This window comes from Roseibium sp. SCP14, assembly GCF_040329475.1.
GTDB lineage: Bacteria > Pseudomonadota > Alphaproteobacteria > Rhizobiales > Stappiaceae > Roseibium.
This window is the reverse complement of sequence record NZ_JBDZYH010000006.1, coordinates 51,508-75,716: the sequence shown is the minus strand read 5'-3', so window position 1 is coordinate 75,716 and position 24,209 is coordinate 51,508. Positions and strand designations below refer to the sequence as shown.

22 protein-coding genes and 1 tRNA gene are annotated in these 24,209 nt (G+C 57.6%); 11 read left to right on the top strand and 12 right to left on the bottom strand.

The window, feature by feature from the left end; all coding sequences use genetic code 11:
* Nucleotides 1–3 precede the first annotated feature (3 nt).
* Nucleotides 4–720 (top strand): uroporphyrinogen-III synthase, encoded by a 717-nt coding sequence (locus tag ABLQ08_RS23195; protein WP_352947051.1) that lies wholly within the window; start codon nt 4–6, stop codon nt 718–720.
* 99 nt (nt 721–819) lie between these two features.
* On the opposite strand, the gene ABLQ08_RS23190 is transcribed toward ABLQ08_RS23195, so the two are convergent.
* Nucleotides 820–1,302: a hypothetical protein gene (locus ABLQ08_RS23190; protein ID WP_352947048.1), complete on the bottom strand. Its 483-nt coding sequence runs from the start codon at nt 1,300–1,302 to the stop codon at nt 820–822.
* Between the two features lie 106 nt (nt 1,303–1,408).
* Between ABLQ08_RS23190 and ABLQ08_RS23185 the strand changes: the two genes are divergently transcribed.
* From ABLQ08_RS23185 to ABLQ08_RS23170, 4 genes are all read left to right on the top strand, one after another.
* Nucleotides 1,409–2,764: a COG4223 family protein gene (locus ABLQ08_RS23185; protein ID WP_352947045.1), complete on the top strand. Its 1,356-nt coding sequence runs from the start codon at nt 1,409–1,411 to the stop codon at nt 2,762–2,764.
* A gap of 78 nt (nt 2,765–2,842) precedes the next feature.
* Nucleotides 2,843–4,765, top strand: coding sequence for a heme biosynthesis protein HemY (locus ABLQ08_RS23180; protein ID WP_352947042.1), 1,923 nt, complete (start codon nt 2,843–2,845; stop codon nt 4,763–4,765).
* Between the two features lie 198 nt (nt 4,766–4,963).
* Nucleotides 4,964–5,039: transfer RNA gene (locus tag ABLQ08_RS23175), tRNA-Thr, on the top strand.
* A 300-nt stretch (nt 5,040–5,339) separates the two neighbouring features.
* Complete coding sequence (locus tag ABLQ08_RS23170) at nt 5,340–6,161, top strand: hypothetical protein (protein ID WP_352947039.1); 822 nt, start codon at nt 5,340–5,342, stop codon at nt 6,159–6,161.
* A gap of 21 nt (nt 6,162–6,182) precedes the next feature.
* Here the strand turns inward: ABLQ08_RS23170 and ABLQ08_RS23165 are convergent, their stop codons facing one another.
* The 8 genes from ABLQ08_RS23165 to ABLQ08_RS23130 all read right to left on the bottom strand — a co-directional run bounded on the left by ABLQ08_RS23165 (nt 6,183) and on the right by ABLQ08_RS23130 (nt 15,015).
* A complete protein-coding gene (locus tag ABLQ08_RS23165) occupies nt 6,183–6,971 on the bottom strand; it encodes a crotonase/enoyl-CoA hydratase family protein (protein ID WP_352947036.1) in 789 nt (262 codons plus the stop codon).
* The gene (locus ABLQ08_RS23160; RefSeq protein ID WP_352947033.1) at nt 6,968–7,828 is read right to left on the bottom strand and encodes a hydroxymethylglutaryl-CoA lyase; all 861 of its coding nucleotides are present in this window, start codon (nt 7,826–7,828) and stop codon (nt 6,968–6,970) included. The genes ABLQ08_RS23165 and ABLQ08_RS23160 overlap by 4 nt, the downstream gene beginning before the upstream one ends.
* Before the next feature lie 387 nt (nt 7,829–8,215).
* On the bottom strand, nt 8,216–9,844 hold the full coding sequence (locus ABLQ08_RS23155) for an acyl-CoA synthetase (RefSeq protein ID WP_352947030.1): 1,629 nt from the start codon (nt 9,842–9,844) through the stop codon (nt 8,216–8,218).
* On the bottom strand, nt 9,834–11,825 hold the full coding sequence (locus ABLQ08_RS23150; RefSeq protein WP_352947027.1) for an acetyl/propionyl/methylcrotonyl-CoA carboxylase subunit alpha: 1,992 nt from the start codon (nt 11,823–11,825) through the stop codon (nt 9,834–9,836). Before ABLQ08_RS23150 ends, ABLQ08_RS23155 begins: the two co-directional genes overlap by 11 nt.
* Nucleotides 11,825–12,340: an O-acetyl-ADP-ribose deacetylase gene (locus ABLQ08_RS23145; RefSeq protein WP_352947024.1), complete on the bottom strand. Its 516-nt coding sequence runs from the start codon at nt 12,338–12,340 to the stop codon at nt 11,825–11,827. The genes ABLQ08_RS23150 and ABLQ08_RS23145 overlap by 1 nt, the downstream gene beginning before the upstream one ends.
* Before the next feature lie 3 nt (nt 12,341–12,343).
* Complete coding sequence (locus tag ABLQ08_RS23140; RefSeq protein WP_352947021.1) at nt 12,344–12,772, bottom strand: ASCH domain-containing protein; 429 nt, start codon at nt 12,770–12,772, stop codon at nt 12,344–12,346.
* A 4-nt stretch (nt 12,773–12,776) separates the two neighbouring features.
* Nucleotides 12,777–14,384 carry a carboxyl transferase domain-containing protein gene (locus ABLQ08_RS23135; protein WP_352947018.1) on the bottom strand — a complete coding sequence of 536 codons (1,608 nt, stop codon included), beginning with the start codon at nt 14,382–14,384 and terminating at the stop codon, nt 12,777–12,779.
* A 1-nt stretch (nt 14,385) separates the two neighbouring features.
* Nucleotides 14,386–15,015 (bottom strand): TetR/AcrR family transcriptional regulator, encoded by a 630-nt coding sequence (locus ABLQ08_RS23130; protein ID WP_352947015.1) that lies wholly within the window; start codon nt 15,013–15,015, stop codon nt 14,386–14,388.
* 179 nt (nt 15,016–15,194) lie between these two features.
* Here ABLQ08_RS23130 and ppk2 point away from each other — a divergent pair, with 179 nt between their 5' ends.
* Nucleotides 15,195–16,103, top strand: a complete 909-nt coding sequence (ppk2, locus tag ABLQ08_RS23125; protein WP_352947012.1) for a polyphosphate kinase 2 — start codon at nt 15,195–15,197, stop codon at nt 16,101–16,103.
* Between the two features lie 103 nt (nt 16,104–16,206).
* Complete coding sequence (locus ABLQ08_RS23120) at nt 16,207–17,214, top strand: Gfo/Idh/MocA family protein (protein WP_352947009.1); 1,008 nt, start codon at nt 16,207–16,209, stop codon at nt 17,212–17,214.
* 72 nt (nt 17,215–17,286) lie between these two features.
* Here ABLQ08_RS23120 and ABLQ08_RS23115 read toward each other — a convergent pair whose 3' ends face one another.
* On the bottom strand, nt 17,287–17,748 hold the full coding sequence (locus ABLQ08_RS23115) for a GFA family protein (RefSeq protein ID WP_352947007.1): 462 nt from the start codon (nt 17,746–17,748) through the stop codon (nt 17,287–17,289).
* A gap of 39 nt (nt 17,749–17,787) precedes the next feature.
* Nucleotides 17,788–18,654 (bottom strand): LysR substrate-binding domain-containing protein, encoded by an 867-nt coding sequence (locus tag ABLQ08_RS23110; protein ID WP_352947004.1) that lies wholly within the window; start codon nt 18,652–18,654, stop codon nt 17,788–17,790.
* A 108-nt stretch (nt 18,655–18,762) separates the two neighbouring features.
* On the opposite strand from ABLQ08_RS23110, the gene ABLQ08_RS23105 reads away from it, so the two are divergent.
* Nucleotides 18,763–19,890: a phosphonoacetaldehyde reductase gene (locus tag ABLQ08_RS23105; RefSeq protein WP_352947001.1), complete on the top strand. Its 1,128-nt coding sequence runs from the start codon at nt 18,763–18,765 to the stop codon at nt 19,888–19,890.
* Between the two features lie 52 nt (nt 19,891–19,942).
* On the opposite strand, the gene ABLQ08_RS23100 is transcribed toward ABLQ08_RS23105, so the two are convergent.
* Entirely contained in the window at nt 19,943–20,683 is a 741-nt protein-coding gene (locus ABLQ08_RS23100) for a GntR family transcriptional regulator (protein ID WP_352947650.1), read from the bottom strand.
* Nucleotides 20,684–20,840: 157 nt separating this feature from the next.
* Here ABLQ08_RS23100 and ABLQ08_RS23095 point away from each other — a divergent pair, with 157 nt between their 5' ends.
* From ABLQ08_RS23095 to ABLQ08_RS23085, 3 genes are all read left to right on the top strand, one after another.
* Nucleotides 20,841–21,857, top strand: coding sequence for an amino acid ABC transporter substrate-binding protein (locus ABLQ08_RS23095; RefSeq protein ID WP_352946998.1), 1,017 nt, complete (start codon nt 20,841–20,843; stop codon nt 21,855–21,857).
* A gap of 91 nt (nt 21,858–21,948) precedes the next feature.
* Nucleotides 21,949–23,118: an ABC transporter permease subunit gene (locus ABLQ08_RS23090; RefSeq protein WP_352946995.1), complete on the top strand. Its 1,170-nt coding sequence runs from the start codon at nt 21,949–21,951 to the stop codon at nt 23,116–23,118.
* A gap of 10 nt (nt 23,119–23,128) precedes the next feature.
* Nucleotides 23,129–24,199: an amino acid ABC transporter permease gene (locus ABLQ08_RS23085; protein ID WP_352946992.1), complete on the top strand. Its 1,071-nt coding sequence runs from the start codon at nt 23,129–23,131 to the stop codon at nt 24,197–24,199.
* Nucleotides 24,200–24,209 lie beyond the last annotated feature (10 nt).

Here is a 24,209-nt window from a genome sequence, read left to right as displayed (position 1 = left end):
ACCATGCGGTTTCTGGTGACACGGCCGCAGCCCGACTGCAGGAGCACCGCAGACAAATTGCGGGCTGCGGGTCATGTCGCCGACGAGGCCCCGGTGCTGCTGTTCCAGCCAGACCCTCCCGAGAAATTCGACTTGTCGCACGTCTCGGCACTGGCGCTGACGAGCCGCCGGTCGGTGGACGTTCTTGCGGCACACAGCCAGTTTCAGGACTTTCGGAAGCTTCCGGTTTTTACTGTTGGTGACAAGACAGCAGCAGCTTGCAGGCAAGCCGGGTTTTCCGACGTCTTGTCGGCTTCGGGAGATGTTTCCGTGCTGGCGCAGCTGATTCTGGATCATCGTGACAAACTGGATGGCGGAATCGTTCTTTATCCTGTCGCGCATGACCGGACGGGAAGTCTTGAAAAGGACCTCGGCCGAGGTGGCGTTTCCTGTAGAGCTCCGGTTGTTTACCGCATGGATCAGGCGGAAGAGCTGCCTTCCGGCGTGATCGATGCTCTGCGTTCGAACTCGTACGACGGCGTGCTTGTTTTTTCCAAGCGAACGGCTGCGACATTTTTCCAGCTGTTAAAGTCTCATGAGCTTGATCACATTTTTTCCAGTTTGACGATTTACTGCATCTCGCGACAAGCGGCGGAGCCCCTATCTGACTATATGAGGGTGCATGTTGCAGATGCGCCTTGCGAAAAGTCGCTCTTGGATCTGGTGTTAGCAGAGTGTTAACCAGAACCGGAGGAGTCGTTGTTTTGCAGCGCGCAATTGTCCCTGTTGCAGTGGTACCGCTTCGCAATCAGGTGTGTATAGTGAAGGTGTTGGAACCGGTTAGGGTTCAGGAGGAGAGCAGATGGCGACGGACAAGAAATCTTCTGGCGGGGCATCCTCTTCGGGAGGCAAGGGATCCGGTTCGTCCGACAAGCCGGATAGCAAGAGCACGCCTTCTTCCACAGGAACGTCCAAGCGGCCGGTCACGATCGATCTGAAAGCCGAGAAGGTTGACGCAAAGACGGGAAGCGGAGATACCACTTCCTCTTCCAGAACAAGTGTTCCAAAGTCGGGCGGCACCACTTCGACCGACAGCAAGCCGGGTGCATCCAAACCGCAGGCAACTTCGGGCACAAGCAAACCTTCTTCACCTTCTTCGTCCGCGACTTCCACGACCCCGGGCAGCAAACCTTCTGCTGCCGGAACGACTTCGGGCGCGTCCTCCTCAAGCACTTCCAAGTCCGGCGGTTCGGCTGCTTCCAGCAAACCGGCGACTTCGACCGGTGCAGGATCGGGTTCTGCCGGTTCAACAAAGGCTTCCACCTCCTCTTCGACGACGGCAGGCGGAACAAATCCATCCGGCTCGACAACGTTTTCCAGTCCACCTGCAGCTGAAGAAAAGCATGGCGTCGGCGCATTTGGTGTCCTGATGGCAGCCGTTATCGGTGGTGCAGTCGTGCTGGGCGGCGGGTACGGTCTTTATCAGGCCGGTATCGTGAAGCTGCCCGCCGAAGCGAACCAGCAACTGACAAGCGCGCTGAGCAGTGCTGAACGCAAGATTGCCGATCTTGAAAGCAAGCTCGGTGAGGTCAGTTCCACCATTAGCAGTCAGAATGTCGGCGATGGCTTGTCGGCGCTCGAGACAAAGGTGTCTTCGCTGGAAAGCAAGATTGAAACAGCTGCTTCTTCAGCGGCCACAGATCTGACACCTGCATTTGATGCCTTGAAAAGCGACGTTGAAAATCTGCGCAGCGAGATTGAGAACAGTGTTGGCGGAACCGGTGATGGAACGCCGATCAATCTGAAACCTCTGGAAACCCGTCTGGCAGCGCTGGAAGACGCAGCGAAAGGTCAGTCCGCGGGGGCGCAGGTCGACCTCCAGCCTCTTGAGACGCGCCTTTCAAAGCTGGAAAGCGAAGCAACGGCCAATACGTCCGAAGCCGGCAAGCTTTCCGGCTCGGTGACTGGTCTTGAAACGCAGCTGGGTGAGCTGAAAACTTCTCTCGCCGAAGTCCAAAACCGTCTGCAAAACGCTGAAGCAACGGCCAAGGCCGCACAAACAGCTGTGTCGACGTCGGATGTTTCGCTGAAGACCCTTGCCGACAGCCAGGCAAGGGCAACAGAAACGCTTTCAAGTCTTTCCGCGGACATCAAGGCGGTGGGAGATGCGAACTCCGCCGCTCTTGAAGATATCCGAGCTGAGTTGACGGCGATTTCCAAGCGGTTGTCACAGGTCGAATCCACGATGGGCGATGCGACGGCGCGCGAGACCGCAGCGCGGGCGCTGTCCGTATCGGCTCTGAAGTCGGCCGTCGATTCCGGGCGCCCCTACGCGACGGAGCTGGCAGCCGTCAAGGCAGGGCTGCCGTCCGACATCGATCTGCAGGCGCTGGAAGCCAATGCCAAGACCGGTGTGGAACCGGTCTCCGTTCTGATTGCGCAATTCCCGTCCGTTGCCCGCAGCATGTTCCAGACATTCTCCGAGCCCGACCATTCGGGCGATGTGCTCGACAGCCTTCTGGCGAGCGCAAAATCGATCGTTTCGGTTCGCGGGCCCGGAGATGCCGATGGGTCTGGTCCGGAAGCAGCATTGCGGCAAATGGAAAATGCTGTCTCAAATGGCAACTTGAAGGGAGCGTTGGCAGCCTATGACAAACTGCCTGAAGCAGCCCAGACCGCTGGTGCAGACTGGGCAGGGCGCGCCAAGGCCCGTGTCGCAGTCGATGCGCTGACGGACAAGGCCTCGCAGGAAGTGCTGAATGCGCTCGCCGCAAAAGACAGTTAATGGGCAACCGATGAACCGGCTGACCGTACATAGTGATTTTCGACCGGTGAATTCCGGCAGGCCTCGGGAGCGAGCTTAATGATCCGCGTCCTCTTCTATTTCCTTTTGCTGTTTGCCCTGGCAGCGGGCTTTGCCTGGATGTCTGACCTGCCCGGCACGATTTCGATCAGTTGGAATGGTTACGTCTGGGAACAGCCGCCGGTCGTCGTCGCGCTCGTGGCGGGTGTTGCGCTGGTCGCGTTCCTGGCAGTGGTCTGGCTGATCCGCGTGATCCTGAAATCACCGCAGATCGCCACCCGGTTCTTCCGGCGCAGGCGCAAGGACAAGGGTTATACGGCCCTGTCGCATGGCTTGATCGCGCTTGGGACGGGAAACGCAAAGCTTGCTCGGCGTTACGGTCTGGATGCGGATCGACTGCTAGCTGAAGAACCGGCTGCAAAGTTGCTGCTTGCGCAGACGGCACAGCTGGCCGGCAAGGATGATGAAGCCCGGCAGCGCTTTGAGGCAATGCTCGAAGACCCGGAAACAAAGGCTCTTGGTCTTCATGGTCTCTTCGTCGAAGCCGAGCGCCACAGGGAGCCGGTCGCGGCCCGTCATTATGCCGAAGAGGCGGCAAAGACCGCTCCAGGACTGGAATGGGCCGGTAAGGCGGTCCTTGGCTATCAGGCGGTTGCCCATCATTGGGACGAGGCCCTCAAGACGCTTGAACGCAACTATGCCGCCAAGCTTCTGGACAAGAAGACCTATCGCCGGCAGCGGGCCGTCATCCTGACCGCGCTGGCTCTGAAGCTTGAAGACGGGGAGCCTGAGCGCGCTTACTCCCTTGCCAAGGAAGCTCACGGACTGGCATTGGATCTTGTGCCCGCAGCCGTTGTGACCTCGCGGTTGGCGACGCGCAAAGGCGACATTCGCAAGGCATCCAAAGTGCTGGAAGCCACATGGCGCCTGTCACCGCATCCGGAACTTGCGGAGACCTATGCCCATGTGCGCACCGGAGATTCTGCCGTTGATCGGCTGAAGCGGGTCAAGTCGCTTGCGGCGCAGCGGGCCAACACGCCCGAAGGTGCTCTTGCCGTTGCCCGTGCCGCCATGGAAGCACGTGAATTTGATGAAGCAAGGTCGCAACTGAAAAAGCTTCTACAGTCCGAGCCGACCCGCAATGCCTACCTGCTGATGGCGGAGCTCGAAGAAGCCGAGCATGGTGACAAGGGGCGCATGCGTGATTGGCTCGCGCGTGCGATCAAGGCGCCGCAGGACAAGGCCTGGATTGCTGATGGCATCGTGTCGGCGGATTGGCAGGCTGTTTCGCCGGTCACGGGCAAGCTGGATGCTTTCCACTGGGCCGCACCGATCGGCATGTCCGAAGATGAAGGTGAACTTCTGGAAGACAGCCTCTTCGAGACGCCGGTTCTGCCGGCTGCCGCACCGGTTCAAGAAACAGTTGTCGAGAAGGACGTTTCGCCGGAAGACGCAAATACCGTTGACCTGACCGCTGAACCGGTTTCGAAAAAAGCGGAATCGGAGACCGCCGAAGCAAAGAAACCGGAAGCCGAGGTGGTGCAGCCCAAAGAGACCGTTGCACCTTCAGCCAATGTTAAACAGGGCTATGAAGGAACGACGGATGACGTCAAGTTCGCACCCGCGCTGAAGGACCTGCCGGACGACTCGATGTCCTCGAAAGCAAAGGCGCAGGCCGAAAAGCCTGAGCAGGAGACATCGACCGTATCCGCTTCCCCAGAAGCCGACGAAAAGCCGAAGTCAGATGACAAACCGGCTGCCGTTGCCGGAAATGGCGCTGACAGTTCCGTTGAAAAAGAGGCTGAGCTGAAGCAAGACGACGAGAAGGGCGGTCATGCGGAAGCTGAACAAATGGCTGAAGACAAGGACGATATGAACCGTCCGATCGAATTTCCGCTTTCGCGCATGCCTGATGATCCGGGCACGGAGGAAGAGGAAGAAGACAAGTCATCCAAAACCCCCAGGCCGCGATTCTTCAACTGATCCGTCCGCGTTTTGGACTGGTGGATATTCCAGTCTGGCTTTGCGATCGCTTCGCTTCTTGAAGGAAGATGTGATCTTCCTTCAAGAAGGACATTCTTGGGACTTGCATCCAGCGCCAAGCTCCGGTAATTAGCGGCCCACTCGGGCACGCGCTCGAGACCGGCGCTGATATGCGCCGCTTGGGGTTTCCAGGCACAAGCCGCTGTAGCTCAGATGGTAGAGCACGTCATTCGTAATGATGGGGTCGGGGGTTCGAGTCCCTTCAGCGGCACCAGTTTTCAAATTGCCCAGCCTGAAGACCTTTCAAGACCAGTTGTTGGCTGTTGTATTTCACGCCGCTCGGGCTTCGGCTCCATTTGCCGGAAGCGCTTAAATCGCGAGATTGCGTCAGGTCGCAGGCAATTCGAATCCACTTGAATAAAATTGCACCTGTTCAGGTTTGGCTGCCGGTTACATTGATTTTGGATAGTTTTATCTGAGCGTTGATTTCGTCGGGCCCAATTGATTCAATGAAAGAATCAGTAAGTCTCCACAGTTTGTAACAGTTGCACTTTTTCAATTCATGGAGAGCGGGTTGGGCAAGACAGCCAAGCTTGAATTTATTCGCCGTCTCGTTCCCCTGAGTCTGAGCGTGCTCGGGATTGTCGGCGGTTACTTTTTCATGTCACTGCTGAGCAGCCTTTTGTGTCTGGTTGCCGCGGCAGGGATCTATGCCGCGTTGCCTCGGCCAAGCGCGCCTTCAGGTGCGGTCAAGCCTGTATCGAAAACGCCCGTGCTTGCCTTTGATCTTCTGGGTTTCGGGTTGGGCATCACCTTCTTCTCGATTGCCTTCATCGGCATGAGTGTCGCGACCGGAGTGGTTGCTCTGGCGGCACTTCTGGCGCTGCTTCCGGCGTTTGCATCTTTGGTATTCTTTTCAGTGGCTGTTCGACAGGAAACCTCCTGGGTGCGCTTCTTCGGCAATGGATTTGAGTTCACCCAGTTCGGTCTGCGCGTTCGGGTTCTGTATGAAGAGCTCAAGAAGGTTGAAGTCAGACTTTGGGAGGCCTCCGGTTGGGTGGCCTGGTTTCAGGCTACGATCGGCTCGCTCGGGCGCCGTTCAGCGGTGCTGCTCAATGGTGAGCAGAGCACAAAGACGCTGGTGTTCAAACGCAAGGATGGCGCAACCTTCACCATCTCTTCAGAACTCCTTCCCGATCTTCAACGTATTCTGATCGGCATGGACAGGGCTGGTGCGGAGCTTCCGGAAGGTATCAGCGAGTGGCAGCGGAACAAGATCCGCAAGCGCCGAGAGCGCATGTATGGTGGTTCGCCGCAACCGGAGCCGGAATCGGAGCAGGTGCAAGTCGCCCGCATTGCGGCCCTTATCGAGCACGCAAGACGGCAGACCAGCTGAATTTTTTGGCGCGCGGAAATTCTAGCGTACCGTCCAGTCAGGCTTTCTTTTGTCGAAAAAGGCCGAAATGCCTTCCTGAGCTTCCGGTGTTTCCCAGGTGTCGGCCAGGCGCCGGATCGTGTCTTCAATGATTTCGTCGGTTATTGCCGGCCCGAGAGATCTTGCCAGCGCCTTGGAGGCTGCCACTGCGGCTGGGGCGGCGGCGAGATAGGGTTTGATTTCCTTTTCAATTGCTTCGTCCAGATCGGCTTCCGCGACGACCTTTGCCGCAAGGTTCAACTCTTTGGCTTCTTCGGCGTTGAATAATCTGGCCGACATGAACACCCGGCGCGCCTTGCCCTCGCCCATGCGGGCCAGGACATAAGGGCTGATGGTTGCGGGAATGAGCCCGAGGCGCACTTCGGTCAGGCCGAATTTTGCGCTGTCGACGGCGACAACCGTGTCGCACACACTCATCATGCCAATGCCACCGCCAAAGGCCTGTCCCTGGACGCGGCCAATCAAAGGTTTCGGCAGCTCGTTGAGACTTTTCAGCATCATGGCCAGCTTACGGGCTTCCGCCATGCGGGTGTTGCGATCAGCGTGGAACTGTTCCCGCATCCAGCCAAGGTCTCCGCCGGCACAAAAGCTCTTGCCCGCGCCGGTGAGCACCACTGCGCGCACCGCGGCATCCGCACCCAGTTGTGCGGCGGCGACGGTCAGATCCTCGATCATCTGAGCGGACAGGGAATTATGTTTTTCTTCCCTGTCGAGTGTCAGCGTGGTGACACCGCGTGCATCCGTGGAAAGGGAAATCGTCTGAAAACTCATGCGTCAACACTCCTCAGGCCGCGGGCAAACTCAACGACTTCAGCAAGCTTTTCAGTTTTGATGCCGGTCTCGTAACCCTTGTCCGCCACGAGTGAAACGACGGCTTCCGTCGCAACATTTCCCTTTGCGCCGGGAGCATAAGGACATCCGCCAAGGCCGCCGATTGCGCTGTCGAACGTGCGAAGGCCTTTTTCGAGACTGACTTCGATATTCTCAAGAGCGCGCCCTTTGGTGTCGTGATAGTGCCCAGCAACCTTGTCCGCGGGAACGGCACTCAGAACGGCATCCAGCATGACGCCGATGGATTCCGGAGTCCCGGCACCAATCGTGTCGCCCAGCGAGATTTCATAGCAGCCGAGTTCAAACAATTGACGTGCAACTTCGGCGACTTTTTCCGGGGGCGTCGGGCCGTCATAAGGGCAGTCCGTGACGCAGGAAACGTATCCACGCACGGGCATTGCGTCGTGATGAGCCTTTTCCAGAAGAGGTTTGAAACGTTCAATGCTTTCGGCGACCGAACAGTTGATGTTCTTTTTCGAAAAGCCCTCCGATGCGGACCCGAAGATGGCCACTTCGTCCGCAGATGCCTTGCGCGCGGCGGTGTAGCCTTTCACGTTGGGCGTCAGTACGGAATAGACCACAGCCGGGTGGCGGTAGATCCCTTCCATGACTTCCAGCGCGTCCGCCATTTGCGGCACCCATTTGGGGCTGACGAAACTGGTCACCTCGATTTTCCGGAAACCACAGTCCGACAGCCGGTCCACCAGCTCGATCTTCTGACCTGTCGGAACAAACTGCTTTTCGTTCTGCAGCCCGTCGCGCGGGCCCATTTCAAAGATGGTGACGAAGTCGGACATGGGATTTCTCGATTGGTTGATGGCTTGAGCTTGAAATTACGGTCGTTTTCGTCGTTCCGGACAAGAGAGGCAGAGCCGAACGCTGATCCGGAATCCAGACAAACTCCGCGCCGGAGGCGAGACAATTTTCTATTCCGATTGAGTGTTCGTTTCGCTCACGCCGACGTCTGGATTCCAGATCATCGCGCAGCTTACGCTGCACTTGTCCGGATTGCCGGGCACGAGTGACATGCGATACCTTGCCCCAACATAGATTGTCATCCTTGCGAAGGCAGGGACCCAGCAGTCGCGGGTCATTGCTCCAGATCGCTTTCACAACGGCGTGCTGAATCCCGGCTAGCGCTGAGCCTGGCGGGGATGACCGGAAGAAAAGGTGAGACACGCCGTTCAATTCTCCTGCTCGGCCCTGGCACGAAGTTCCCTGCGGATGACCTTGCCGGTTGTGGTCAACGGCAGGGCGTCAACGAAGGTGACCTCGCGCGGATACTCATGCGCCGCCAGCCGTGTCTTGACGAAGTTCGCGATCTCCTTGGCCAGTTCATCCGTCGCGTCCACATCTTCTTTCAGAACAACATACGCCTTGACGATCTCGGTGCGGTGTTCATCGGGTTTGCCGACAACGCCCGCCATGGCAACAGCCGGGTGCTTGATCAGACAGTCTTCGATTTCACCCGGGCCGATCCGATATCCGGACGAGGTGATGACGTCGTCATCCCGACCGACAAAGCGAAGCCAGCCGTCCTTGTCACGCATGCCGGTGTCACCGGTCAGGAGCCAGTCTCCGGCAAACTTCTTTTGGGTCGCTTCCGGATTGTTCCAGTAGCCCAGAAACATCACCGGGTCTGGCCGTTTGACGGCAATGTTGCCGAGTGTGTCGATTGGCAACTCCTCGCCGGTATCCGTGACGATGGCGACTTGGTGACCGGGAACGGCGCGACCCATGATGCCGGGGTGCGCCTCCATGATGCGCGAACAGCTGGAAACGATCATGTTGCATTCGGTCTGGCCATAGAACTCGTTGATGGTCAGGCCGAAGGTCTTGCGCCCCCAGTCGATCAGTTCGGCGCCCAGTGTCTCACCACCTGATGCGACGGAACGCAGGTTCAGCTGCCAGCGATCTTCCGGATCAGGAACCTGACGCATCATCTTCAGTGCGGTTGGCGGCAGGAAGGTGTTGCGGATCTTCTGATCCTGAAGCAGCTGGAAGGCGGCTTCAGCCGTAAATTTTCCGAAACGGCAGGCGACAACCGGAACCCCGAGATAGAGGGCCGGCATGAGAACGTCCAGAAGACCGCCGATCCAGGCCCAGTCTGCCGGCGTCCAGATCCGGTCGCCGGGTTGTCCCAGGAAATCGTGGCTCATCTCCACGCCAGGTAAATGTCCGAGAAGGACCCGGTGTCCGTGCAGGGCACCTTTCGGCTGACCGGTCGTGCCGGAGGTGTAAATGATGATGGCGGGATCGTCCGCGCTAGTGTCAAAGGCGGAGAACTCGTCCTGATGGCCAGCCATACTGCTCGCCAGATCCAGCGCGCTTCCGGTCTCGCCGTCAACGCAAAATACGGTTGTCAGTTCCGGAAGCCGGTCTCTGAGCTGGTCAAGTTTCGCAGCGCCTCCGGCGTCCGTCACGACGACTTTTGCGCCGGAGTTCTGCAAGCGATACTCCAGAGCCTCCTCGCCGAACAGCGTGAAAAGTGGAATGGTAATCGCACCAAGTTTGAGAGCGGCGATGTGTGCAACAGCGGTTTCGAGCCGCTGCGGCAACAGAACGCCAATGCGGTCTCCAGGCTGTACACCGCGGCTGACGAGCAGGTTGGCGAGCTGGTTCGACAGGCGCTTCAGGTCGGCATAGGAATACCGTTCCGTGTCACCGCCTTCTTCAACATACACAAGCGCTTCCCGATCCGGTTCCTGTTCCGCCCATCGGTCACAGACGGCGACGCCCATGTTGAAACGGTCCGGAATGTCCCAGGCAAACCTGCTGGTGAGCTCGTCATAGTTCGAAGCGTCAGGCAGCATCGGCTTCCTCCGCAAGGGCCAGCAGGACCGTGCCGTCGGTCACCTGCTCACCTTCCGACACAAGCACTTCTCCGATGACACCGTCGCGCGGAGCCTTGAGCGTGTGCTCCATTTTCATGGCTTCCAGGATGACCAGTGGTTGATCCTTGGAAACGACCTCCCCTGCTTTCGCGGACAGAACCTTGACAAGACCCGGCATGGGGGCGACGAGGTGATCACCTGCACCGGTTGCGTCGTCGTCCGCGCTCAGGGTGTCCGGCAGGTTCACCGGGAATGCGTGGCCATTCATGAACACGGTGAGGCCCTTGCTGCCTTCCACGACAACAGCGTGGGCGCGATGGCCATCGCATTCGTAGGTGAAAGAGCCGTTCTCCACCTTGATCAAGGTGTATTCCCTGACGCCATTTTCCAGATGAACCGCAAAACGCTGCGATCCGAGCGCCTGAACCTCCATGTCACGTCGTTCGCCTGAAATTTCCAGAAGCGCGAATTGTCGGGATGCGCTCCAGATACGCCACCCGGCCAGTGTTTCGAACGGGTCACTGCCGTTGGCAGGTCTGGTCAGACCGAGCGCGGCCAATGCGGCCAGGGCGACGGCGTCTTCAGGCATGGCCGGTTCTTCGATCAGAATGTCAAGATCGCGGTCAATCAGACCGGTATCGACATCACCGGAAGCAAACCCCTCATGCCGGCACAAAGCCGCCAGGAAACCGGCATTGGTGACGCAGCCGGCCACTTCTGTCGCCTCCAGGCTGGACAGCAATTTGCCAAGCGCTGCTTCGCGCGTCGGGCCGTGCACGATGACCTTGGCGATCATCGGGTCGTAGAAAGGGGTGATTTCGTCTCCAGAGCGAACGCCGCTGTCGACCCTTGCGCCTTCCACCGGCAAAGCAAGATGCTCGAGCGTGCCGATTGCCGGCAAAAATCCCTTCGGGGCGTCTTCGGCATAAAGCCGTGCTTCAAATGCCCAGCCATCAAAGGAAAGTCGGTCCTGGCTCATCGGTAGCGGTTCACCGGAGGCGACGCGCAATTGCCACTCGACAAGATCCTGTCCCGTGATCAGCTCGGTTACGGGGTGCTCTACCTGCAGGCGCGTGTTCATTTCCATGAAATAGAACCTGTCCGCACTCAGGCCGTCGGAGACATCCGCGATGAATTCGATGGTACCGGCGCCGGAATAGTCGATGGCCCTGGCCGCCTTGACCGCAGCTTCACCCATCGCCCGGCGCATTTCTTCAGGCATGCCGGGGGCAGGGGCTTCCTCGATCACCTTCTGATGGCGGCGCTGCAGGGAACAGTCGCGCTCGAAGAGATGGACCGCGTTGCCGTGATTGTCGCCGAATACCTGAATTTCGATATGGCGCGGCTTGGTCAGATACTTCTCGATCAGAACCCGGCCGTCGCCGAAGCTAGCCTCGCCTTCGCGTTGTGCGCCCTGAAGGGCATCGGCAAAGTCGTTCGGATCATCGACACGGCGCATGCCCTTGCCGCCACCGCCTGCACGCGCCTTGATAAGGACCGGATATCCGATCTCTTCAGCCCGTTCCTTCAGGAAGGCGGTATCCTGATTGTCACCGTGATATCCGGGAACCACAGGTACACCGGCTTCTTCCATCAACGCCTTTGCGGCATCCTTCAGCCCCATCGCGCGAATCGATTTCGCGCTCGGGCCGATGAATGTTATCCCCGCCTTCTCCAGCGCGTCGACGAAATCCGGGTTCTCCGACAGGAAGCCGTAGCCCGGATGCACTGCCTCAGCGCCACTCAAGCGACAGACTTCGATGATCCTGTCCGTTTTCAAGTAGCTTTCTGCCACCGGAGCGGGGCCGATGCGATAAGCCTCATCCGCCATGGCGACGTGTTTCGCCTTGGCGTCGGCATCGGAATAAACGGCAACCGTCTTGATGCCGAGTTTTCTCGCCGTCTCCATGACCCGGCACGCAATCTCGCCTCGGTTGGCAATGAGAATTTTTTTGAACATCAGTCTTCCGCCCTCCCGAGCGCAGTCATCAAGTGGGCATGGCTTTCATCGTCAAAGGCGACCAGCGTGACGCTTTCGATTTCCGGCAGTTCATTGAGCACGCGGGTAATCGTGCCGACGGCAATTAAGGCGGCCTGGTCCGCGGGGTAGCCGTAGACGCCGGTGGAGATCGCCGGAAAGGCAAAGGTCCGGCAACCATTATCCAACCCGACGCGAAGGCTGTTTTCATAGCATTGAGCGAGGAGGTCGGGTTCGCCTTCCAATCCGCCGTTCCAGACCGGACCAACGGTGTGAATGACGTTTCCCGCAGGTAGCCCGTAGCCTTTGGTGATCTTCGCATGACCGGGTTCGCAACCGTTCAGGGCTCGGCATTCTTCGAGAAGCTCCGGACCTGCAGCACGATGGATGGCGCCATCAACGCCGCCACCGCCCAACAGGGAGGAGTTTGCCGCATTCACGATTGCGTCGACTTCCACCCTGGTGATGTCGCCGACAAGGGTCTTGATCCGATCCATGACCTACCTCCCGCTTTGCTCGCTCTGAAGATCTTCGATGAGTTTGAAACGCTCGCAGACCAACTTCATCTCCGGATCGAAGCCACCATTGCGTTCGAAAAATCGGCTGTGACCCTGCTGCCAACCGGTGAGGTCTTCGTTTTCACCTTCCGCGAGCGCAAAGTCCTCATCGACATCGCAATAACGCGTGATGAACACGTCCACTGTTTCAAGGATGAGCGCAGGCGACCCGTCCCAGTTCAGGGCGATGTCCCTGCGTCCTGGTACCGGCATGGCTTCACCGCCATCCTCGAAATCCCGAAGTGCGCCGCAGGTCGCCGTTTTCTTTCCGCAGCGGATGAGCCCGATCAGATCGTCGCTCAGCTCCTGACTGTCGCCGAACTTGAAAGTCTCCGCACCGGGATACTTTTGTTTCAGTTCTTCCAGTGTCATCGGATCACATCCTGAAAATACCGAAGCGTGTGTCTTCGATCGGAGCATTCAGGGCTGCTGACAGAGACAAGCCCAGAATGTCACGGGTCTTGCGCGGGTCGATGATACCATCATCCCAAAGGCGCGCGGTGGCATAAAGCGGGTGTCCCTGGGCCTCGAACTGGTCGATGATCGGCTGTTTGAAGTTCTGTTCTTCTTCCGCCGACCAGCTGCCGCCCTTGCGCTCGATGCCGTCGCGGCGGACCGTTGCCAGCACTCCGGCAGCCTGTTCGCCGCCCATGACCGAGATGCGGGAATTGGGCCAGGTCCACAGGAAGCGCGGCGAATAGGCTCTGCCGCACATGCCGTAATTGCCGGCGCCGAAGGATCCCCCTACCAGCATCGTGATCTTTGGCACCGACGTTGTCGCCACCGCGGTCACAAGTTTGGCGCCGTCCTTGGCAATGCCGCCGCTTTCATATTTCTGGCCAACCATGAAACCGGTGATGTTCTGCAGGAAGACCAGAGGCACCTTGCGTTGCGAGCAGAGTTCAACGAAATGCGCGCCCTTGACCGCGCTTTCGGAGAAAAGGACGCCATTGTTGGCGATGATGCCGACCGGCATGCCGTGGATATGGGCAAAACCGCAGACCAGCGTTGTGCCGTAACGGGCCTTGAACTCGTCGAACCGGGAGCCGTCGACAACGCGGGCAATCACTTCGCGAATGTCGTAGGGGGTCTTCAGGTCGGCCGGAACCACTCCGAGAATTTCATCCGGATCGTAGAGCGGGTCTTCAGGTGTCTGAAGCGCAAGGCTGACCGACTTTGTCCGGTTCAGGCTGGCGATCGAGCGTCTGGCCAGTGCCAACGCATGAGCATCATCTCGAGCCAGATGGTCGGCAACACCGGAGAGGCGGGTGTGGACATCGCCACCGCCAAGGTCTTCCGCCGTGACCTCCTCGCCAGTCGCCGCTTTCACCAATGGAGGGCCCGCCAGAAAGATCGTGCCCTGGTTCTTGACGATGATCGTTTCGTCGGACATTGCCGGGACGTATGCGCCGCCGGCTGTGCACGAACCCATGACAACCGCAATCTGCGCAATGCCCTTGGAGGACATGTTGGCCTGATTGAAGAATATCCGGCCGAAGTGGTCCCGGTCCGGAAAGACCTCGTCCTGATTGGGAAGGTTGGCGCCGCCGCTGTCGACCAGATAGACGCATGGCAGATTGTTCTGCTCGGCGATCTCCTGGGCGCGCAGATGCTTCTTGACGGACATCGGATAGTAGGTGCCGCCTTTGACGGTCGCGTCGTTGGTGAGGATCATCACTTCCTGACCTTCCACACGCCCGATGCCCGCAATCATTCCGGCGGCGGGAGCCGCTCCGTCATACATCTCATGAGCGGCCAGCATGCCGACTTCCAGAAAAGGTGAGCCGGGGTCAAGCAGGCGCGAAACCCGCTCGCGCGGCAGGATCTTGCCGCGGGAAAGATGCCGCTGGCGCGCGTTTTCGCCACCACCGTCAAGGGCGGTCTGTGCAGCCTGCTTGACGGCGTCCATGGCAGCTTCATGGGCAGCCTTGTTGGCCGCGAACTGATCGCTCTTCGGCGAGAGGTTCGATTTCAGGATGCTCATGTCACCCGGTCTCCCTTTGGGAATTGATGGCAAGCGGTGCGACTGCCTTGCGCACCATGTTCAGGTAAAGGTCTTCGATCTGCTGTTCTGAAAGGTGTCCGCCTTCGCGGTACCAGGTCGGAATGCCGGTCAGCATGGCAATGATGGCGCGTGTGGTTACGCGTGCGTCTTCAACTGCATAGCGCCCGCTTGCTGCCCCTTTTTCCAGAATGTCGGTGAGGATGGCTTCATAGCGACGGCGCTCCGCTTCGATCACGGCGAAGTTTTCCGGCTCGAGATTGCGCAGCTCCATATAGGAAATGAAGACCTCGTCGGCCCGTTCCAGATGGTAACGGATATGGAAGCGGACAAAACTCTCCAGCGGATCCGTGTCTTGCGCAAATACGGCAGCATCCCATGCCCTCAGAAGGTCTGTCATATGTGACAGCATCAGATCCTTGAGGATGTCCTGCTTGGTCGGAAAGTGATTGTAGAGGGCGCCGGGACGAACGCCGACATCTGCTGCGATTTCGCGCATCGACACAGCCGCGTAGCCCGCACCGGCAAAACGCTTGAGAGCTGCTTTGCGAACGCGGCCAGCGGTCTCCAGGCCCTTCGCGCGGCTCTGAGGTTTGGTGACACTGGTAGCCATGATGCCCTCCTTGAGACGTTCATAAATGAACGCTCATTCATTTACAAGCCTTGTTTTGCGCGAAATCAATGTCGAAGATAATTTTGAGTTGTGAACTGGGTGAACTGTCAAAAAACTTACATGGTTAAGCTGTTCAGAGTTTCGGAGTGTTTCGCGGCAATTTTCAAGAGGATCGATTGATGAGGGACGACAGCGCAAAGACCTGGGTCGAAGCCGAATGGGCAGACAGCCTGGACGAAGAGCTGGAAATGGAGATTGACGACCTGCTGGTTGCCAAGGACCTTCAGTTCATCTCCGACAAAAGACACAAGTCCCCGCTCTGCCGGAAAACCTATTTTCACGAACTTCTGCGCTTGCAGGCCGAACTGGTCAAGCTTCAGGACTGGGTGCAGAATACCGGCGAAAAGATTGTCGTCATCTTCGAAGGTCGCGATGCTGCCGGAAAGGGTGGGGTTATCAAGCGGATCACACAGCGACTCAATCCCCGTGTCTGCCGGGTTGTCGCCCTGCCGGCTCCGACCGAGCGGGAAAAGAGCCAGTGGTATTTCCAGCGCTATGTTCCGCATTTGCCTGCAGCTGGCGAAATCGTTCTCTTCGACCGTTCCTGGTACAATCGCTCCGGTGTCGAGCGCGTGATGGGATTTGCCTCGGAAGATGAGGTTGAGCAGTTTTTCAACGATGTTCCGGAGTTCGAGCGCATGGTCGTCCGCTCCGGTGTCCGTCTCGTCAAATACTGGTTCTCGATCACGGATGAAGAGCAGCAGCTACGCTTCCTGATGCGTATTCACGATCCGCTCAAGCAGTGGAAGCTGTCGCCAATGGACCTGGAATCCCGCATTCGCTGGGAGGATTACACCAAGGCCAAGGAAGACACGTTCGAGCGCACAAACATTCCCGAAGCGCCGTGGTTCATTGTGGAAGGCAACGACAAGAAACAGGCCCGCCTCAACTGTATCGACCATCTTCTGTCACTCATGCCGTATGAAGATATTCCGCATGATCCGATTACCTTGCCGGAACGACGTTTCAATCCCGATTATGAGCGCAAGGTGTTGCCGGAGCATCTCTATGTGCCGGAAAAATATTGAGTTAATCGCTCACACACTTGCATGAAGTGAGAGCCCGGCCTTGCAGGCCGGGTTTCTTTCATGTCATTTGAGGCGCGTACCTCGGCACAGGGAGTTGATCAGAATGGAAAACGGAAAAATCCGGTGGGGCATCGTTTCGACCGCAAAGATCGGCCGTGAAAAGGTCATTCCGGGAATTCAGCGCTCCCGGACCGGAATTGCTGCAGCCATAGCCTCCCGCAGTCCTGTGGTCGCGAGAGATGCTGCAAGTGAACTCGGTATCGAGAAAGCTTACGGTTCCTATGAGGAGCTGCTTTCCGATCCGGACATTGATGCGATCTACAATCCGCTGCCGAACCACCTGCACGTGCCAGTCACCCTTCAGGCGGTTGAGGCCGGAAAGCATGTTCTTTGCGAAAAGCCGATTGCCCTCAATGCAAAGGAAGCGGAGCAGCTGCGTGCACTGCCGAAAGACAGGCTGGTGGCGGAAGGCTTCATGGTTCGCGCGCATCCGCAGTGGATCAAGGCACGCGAGATCGTGCGTTCGGGAGAACTGGGGGAACTGAAAGCGATTCAGGCATTTTTCAGTTTCTTCAACACCGATCCTGAAAACATCCGCAACTTGCCGGGACTAGGTGGGGGCGCGCTTCTGGATATCGGGTGTTACACCATGCTGGCCGGGCGGTATTTCTTTGACGCCGAACCGCAGCGCGTTGTTTCCCTGATCGACCGGGATCCTGAATTCGGGGTTGATCGGATAACCAGCGCGATGATGGATTTCGGTGGTGGCCGGCACCTGAATTTCACTGTCTCGACCCAGCTGACGCCCTTCCAGCGCTTTCAACTGGTCGGCACACAGAAACGCCTGGAAATAGTCATTCCGGTAAATGCTCCGCAAGGTGAAGCTGTACCATTGCGGCTGGACGATGGATCAATCCTGGGGGATGGATCCGCCGAAACACTGACGATCCCGCCGTGCGACCAATATGCGGAACTTGTCGATGTGTTCGGCCGTGCGATCTCAGGCGAGGCGCCGCTGCCCTATGGTGTTGAAGACGCGATCCAGAACATGAAAATCCTGGATGCCGTGTTCGCGTCTGCGGACAAGGGTGGCTGGATCGAGATCAAGTAAGCCTGCTTCGAGGTCTTCAAGAAAGTCCGGAATATGTCCAAAGGCCTCGGGAGCGAACTTCCGGGGCCTTGTTCATTCGCACCAGCCTGTTGTTTCCGGTTCTTCAATCCGTTTGCCGCTGCCGCCCATTTTCTCCGGCATGTCTACGAACTTGGGCAGGCCGTCGGCGAAATCCATGACCCTTTCGCTGTAGAAGATGTGACAGGCAGGTTCATATTTGAGGCCGGACCCCGCGAGGGTCATCGGATAGACGACCGTCATGTTGACCTTCGGTTTGTGGTTGGCGACGCAACCGCCACATTTTTCGCACGTTACACGTCCGCTTGCTTCGTTCTGACTGGATGTGATGACCGGTCCGCCAGTGATGCTGACGTCGTTGCTCTTCCAGATGCTCCAGGCATTGATCGGCGCCGCGTGCCACTTCCGGCAGGAATGGCAATGGCAAATTGCGGAAGATCTCGGGGAGCCCGTCACGGTGACTTTGACGGAGCCGCAATAACAACTTCCCTGATATTCTACTGCGCGGCCTGTCATTTTCTTCCTCCGTGAAATGATCAAAACATATGGGTAAATTCACCCTGCCTGGGCAATGGCAACATCACAGAATGATGCGATCAGGCGAGATTGCGCACGTTCGGCCAGAAACGCGAGATAATAGTTGGTCTGGATGTTTGCATCGGAAACGGGGACGGCGCGCAGGTTGGGGTGAGGCACAAATTCGAAATCTGCCACGAACCCAATGCCCAGTCCCTGTTCCACCGCTTTCCAGATGGCTTCGCGACTGCCGAGCTCCAGCACCGTTTGAACCGAAACTCCGTGTTCGGCGAACGCTTTTTCAACGGCAACGCGCGTCGTCGATCCGGCCTCGCGCCTGATGACATCCTGTCCCTGCAGATCGCTCATACGGATCTCTTCACATGTGAAAAACGGGTGATCGGCATTTACGAAGACCACCACATCGTGTGTGCTGTAGGGCAGGGTTCTGACCCTTGGATCCGAAGGCACTTCGGCAATGATGCCGACATCCGCATCAAAGGACAGGACCTGTTCGAAACATCTGGTGGAGTTGCCGAAGACAACGTCCACATTGATGAGCGGAAACTTCTGCTTGAACGCAATGATCATGTCGGTCGCATGAAACGGACCGACAGCTGCGATCGTGAGGGTGCCCGCATCGCATCCCCTGAAGGATTCCAGCAGGCTTTCCGCGTCCTGTTCCGCCTGATGCAGGCGGCAGGTGATCTTGAAAAGCTCTTCTCCCTGTCCGGTCAGACGGATCTCTCGGCCCAGGCGGTTGAACAATTCCACGCCGTAACGCTGCTCAAGCAGTTTTACCTGCGTCGACAAGGTCGGCTGGCTTATGTTCAGCGACTTCGCGGCTCGCGAAAAACCCTGATGTTTGGCGACTGCGTGAAAAGATCGAAGTTCGGATTTCAGCATAGCTTCAGTATATGGGTCGGATCCAAACAATCAATTTGATAAATAGTTCGTCTCTTCTCATTCTGCCTGGGTCAACCTTGCAACAGGGCAATTCATCGAGAGAGACAAATGTGGACCTACAGCAATCCCGTGAAGATCATTTTCGGAGCTGGCCGGTTTGCCGACCTGGCGAACCAGATCGGCAGGCGCAGGTACGCTCTGATTACGTATCCCGATCCACCTTTTGCGGATCTGGCCGATACGCTTGCGGCACGGGCAGGGCCGCCGGCATTTGTTGTCAGCGATGTTGCGCCCAATCCGGACTACGAGCTGCTTGAAAATCAATCTTCCCGCTTTTCGGGAGCGAACCGGGAAGTCGAAGTGATCGTGGCTCTTGGCGGCGGGTCGGTCATTGACTCGGCAAAGGTGTTCGCGGCTGCCGGGGGGGATTTCAGCAAGGTTTCCAGATTTCTCGAGACCCGGGCAGGAGAGGAAGCATTTTCCTTTTTGCCTGTCATTGCCGTCCCGACCACGGCTGGAACCGGAAGTGAAGTCACGTGCTGGGCAACGGTCTGGAACGAAAGGACAGGCAGGAAATACTCGCTTGCGCATCCGCGCCTTTATCCGGAAATCGCGCTGGTCGATCCAGAACTGATGTTGGGCAAGTCTCATGGATTGACGCTGGCAACGGGGCTCGATGCGTTGTCACATTCACTGGAGAGCATCTGGAACATCAACGCAAATCCGGTCTCTGTCCGACATGCGGTGGCAGCATCGAATATCGTTTTGAATGTGCTTCCCGCGCTGTTGAACGACTTGAGCAATCTCGACTTGCGCAGCCGGATGGCCGAGGCGGCTCTGCTTGCCGGACTCGCCTTTTCAAATACCAAAACAGCCATTGCGCACAATCTTTCCTATCCGGTCACCCTTGGGTGGGGTGTTCAGCACGGAATCGCCTGTTCCTTCACGTTGCCTGTCGTGCTTCGTTCCGTGACCGGTATCGGCGGATTTCGGGAAGAGGCATTAAAGGAGATATTCGGCGAAGATCTGAATACGGGTGCCGAACAGTTGGCGCGGTTCCTGACCGAGCTTGGTGTCGGAACACGCTTTGCCGATCATGATGTGCCAGAGGGCAAGTGCCGGGAGATCATCGATCTGGCTTTTGCTGGCGAGCGTGGCAGGAACTTCTTCGGCACCAAGGAAAGATTCCTCGCGGCGGCGGAGCAAATGGGCGTATTGGGCGACACCGCGACCTGAGTTACAACGTCTGATCAGTCAGCCGGCTTCAGAGGTCAGTCGTTTCAGCTAATTATACGAGGTTCGGGGTCTTCATTGGCACCGGACCGTCGCCTTCCGCGTCGAAGTTCTCGATGTAGTTGACGCGCATGAATTCAATCAGGCGGTCGTGAAACAGCCGGGTATGTGCGTGAGCGAGTTGGTCGGCCGCGCGTTCGTCCTGTCTGCGGATGGCATCGATCATGTCGAAATGTTCCCGCCCCAACGGATATTTGTCCTGTTTGGTGGTTTGCTGGGCGTAATGCATGTGCAGGATGCGCCTGCCTTCATCGAGCAGCTTCTCGTAACTCTCCGACAGATACCGGTTCCGGCCCGCCTCGGCGATGGCCATGTGAAAGTCCTTGTTTGCCCGTGACATCAGCCTTGGTCGCCCTTCCAGACAGGTAGCGTCATAAGCTTCTGCCAGCCTGGTCAATTCCTCCAGGTCTTCCTCGGTCCGGTACCTGGCCGCCAGCCGGGTGATTGTACGCTGAATGAAGTCGAGTGCTTCGACGTAGCGGGGCAATTCTGTCAGATCGATCGGCGTCACCAGTGTCGATCGATTTGAGAGCATTTGAACAAGGCCATCGGCGGAAAGACGTACCAGAGCTTCGCGGATGGGAGAGCGCGACATGCCAAAACGTTCCGACAGGTTCGTCTCGTCGAGGGGCATGCCCGGGGGCAGATGAAGCTCCAGAATCTCTTTGCGCAAAGTTTCGTAAACCAGTTTGGCGCCGCCGCCGCGTGTTGGCTTACCTGTTGTTTCCGCGTCCATTTTTTCTGTCTTCATTCTCGTTTCCGGGGCTTGGGAGCAAGCCGAAAGATCGTCTTTCACATCATTCTATTGACGTGACGACAAAATGTCGACAAGATATTTGGCGACAACATGTCGACAAGATAGCGGGCATGGACCTTTCAGTTGGAGGCAAGGAATGAAACGAGCAGCAGTTTGGCTGGCGGCACTTGGCATGCTGGCCGCGGGAAGCGTTCAGGCGGAAAGCCGCCTCGATACAGTGAAGGAAAGAGGGTCATTGCTGTGCAGCGGACACAACGGCAGTTACCTCGGATTTGCGGAAGTTGACGACAAGGGCGAATGGAAGGGGTTGGATATCGACCTTTGCCGGGCGCTGGCCGCGAGCCTGTTCGGAAAAGCCGAGGGCCATCTGGAAATCGTGCCGATCAGTTGGGCACAGCGTTGGCCTGCGCTGCAGTCCGGTGACATCGATGTCGTCATCAAGCTGTCCGGCTGGACCTTCAGTCGGGACACTGAGCTCAATCTGGCCTATTCCCGGCCATACTTTGTCGGTGGGTTTCACATCATGTCTCATGCCGAACTTGGGGCAGAAAAGGTGGCCGATCTGGACGGGGGCTCCATCTGTGTTCCCGCCGGTACTTCGACCGAGCGGATTCTGGCTGCCTATCTAGAGAAAAACGGCATTGAGGCCGAGGTCATCGTCTTTGAAAAGGGTGATGAGGTGCGTGCAGCTTATTTCAACAAGCGCTGCGACGGCATGATCCTGTTCGGCCCTCCGCTGGCAGCAGCTCGGGCACAGGCGGACAATCCGGATGACCATGTCATTTTGCCGGATGTGCTGGCGCTTGAGCCGGAAGGCATCATTGTCCGTGAAGGCGACGCCGCCTGGCTGGACGTTCAGAACTGGATGTTGAGCGCACTATGGTATGCGGAGCTTAACGGCATCACGCAGGCTAATGTAGACGAGGTTCGCGCGGATCCTGCCTCTGCGGAAGTCGGCAAGTTTCTGGGCGTTACGCCCGGTTTTGGCGAGAGCCTGGGACTGCCTGATGACTGGGCATTCAACATGATCAAGGAAGTCGGCAATTACGGTGAAATCTTCGACCGCAATATCGGTGAGCCATACAAGTTGCCGCGTGCCATGAACCACCTCTATACGAATGGCGGCGTGTTCTATCCGATGATCATCGACTGATCCTCCCCAAACTTGGCGATGAGCCGCCCTCGGCTCATCGCACTTTTGAAATTACATTTTTTTCGGAAGTGACGACCGGGTATCTGGCAAGATGGTTTCCATACTGAAGCAAAAAGCCTATCGGGACGCGACCAATCAGGTCTTGTTTGTCGGTGCGATCGCGCTCACGGTGTTGACCTTCACAATGGTCGGACGAGAGAATCTGGAAGCTCAGGGAATCACTTCCGGCTTTGGGTTTCTTGAACGGTCGACCGGATGGTCCATCAGCTTTTCCCTGATTGAATACAGCACCAGCGATCCTTATTGGAAAGCGCTCTGGGTCGGCTTCCTGAACACTGCGTTTCTGGGGGCGGTTTCGCTCTGTCTTGCGACTGTGCTGGGATTGATCGTCGGCATAATGCGGGTCTCCGGCAATGCCATGGTAGAACTCGTCGGCGCGAGCTTCGTCGAAATCTTCCGCAATGTCCCGCTGCTGCTTCAGGTGTTTTTCTGGTACGCGTTGCTGACCGCGCTTCCGCCACCGCGATCCGGGATTGATGTTCTAGGCGTTATTTTCCTGAGCGGGCGCGGAACCTATCTGCCGGGCTTGAATGTTACAGGAGAAGTGGTCTTTCTCGCGGTCGTAGCCCTGATGGCGGCATTGGCCGGCGTGCTGTGGCTTAAGTCCTCGCGCAGATTTGCCCGTAGATCCGCCAGGGACAAGAAACGTTTAACCCGCGGTCTGCTGGCAGGCTGGTTGCTTCTTGCCATTGTTCTTTTCTGGATCGGCCGGATCCCTGATACGCCGCTTTTGAACCTGCCTTATCTGAAGGGGTTGAACTATCGGGACGGCATCCGTGTTCCCCCGGAGCTGCTTGCCTGTATTGTCGGTATCTCCATCTACGGTGCCGCTTATATCGGTGAGATCATCCGGGCCGGGTTCAACGCCATTGGCAAGGGACAGACGGAAGCAGGGCTCGCACTCGGTCTGACGACCTGGCAGATCTTCACCCGCATCCGGTTGCCGCTGGCAATCAGGGCGGTTCTGCCGACCCTCACCAATAAATATGTCTGGCTTTTCAAGTCCACCACGATTGGCATTGCCGTCGGATTTGCCGATTTCTTCATGATTGTCTCGACGTCGATCAACCAGAGTGGTCAGACGCTTGAACTGATTGCAATCCTCATGGGCGGCTTTCTGCTCGTCAATTATTCCCTCGCCTGGGTTTTGAACCGCGTGAACGACGCGATCAAGCTCAAGGGCAATCAGCTGAGGATGTGAGGTGGCGACGATGGAAACTGTCTACCGGGAACCCACATTCGTTCAGTCTCTCAAGACCAGGTATTTCTCGAATCTTTGGGACAGCGTTTTCACTCTGGCCTTTGCGGCACTGGTGATCTGGATTGTCTGGAACCTGTTCGACTGGGGTGTCCTGAACGCCGTGTTTTCTGCCGAGAACCGGGATCTGTGTGCTCATGGCAGTGGCGGTGCCTGCTGGGCGGTGATCGACGCGAGATGGCGATTAATCCTGTTCGGTCTGTATCCCTTCGAGGAACAATGGCGCTCTGCAATCGCCTGCGCGGTCATGGTTCTGGTCGCCGGTCTTTCCTGCGCACCGTTCTTCTGGTCCGCGCGCCGGCTTGCCGGCCTCTGGCTGAGTGGATTTGCGATTTTCTACGTTTTGATGCGGGGCGGTGTATTTGGTTTGACGCCTGTGTTCGAGCAGCGCTGGGGCGGTCTCTCCCTGACAATCTTCATCTTTGCGTCCGTTTCCTTGCTCGGAATGCCGCTGGCGATCGCCTTTGCCCTGTTGCGCCGGTCAGAACTTCCGTGGATTTCCAGGACCATGGGACTGGTGATCGACACGATCCGGTCCCTGCCGCTGCTGACGATCCTGTTCACCTTCGCGATCGTGGTGCCGTTCGTACTTCCTGACTTCCTGATCGGTGACAAGCTCTACAGGGTGATTGTCGGCTACGCGATTTTCTTTGCTTGCTACCAGGCAGAGATCATTCGCGGCGGCATGCAATCTCTGCCCGCCGGGCAGGAAGAGGCGGCCAAGGCGCTCGGCATGGGGTACTGGTACCGCATCGGTTACATCGTCCTGCCTCAGGCGTTTCGAAATGCACTGCCGCCGACCATCAATCAGTTTGTCATCACCTTCAAGGAAACGACGCTGGTCGCGATCATCGGTTTCTTTGAGATTCTTGCATCCGGAAACGCCGCCTACGGCACCTCGGAATGGAACTTTGCCCATGTCGAGGTCTATGCCTTCGTCGGCATGATCTTCTTCGTCTTTGTCTTCGCCCTGTCCCGCTATGGCGCCTACCTGGAACGGCGCCTGGCTGTGGCATCGCGATAAGGGAGGCACA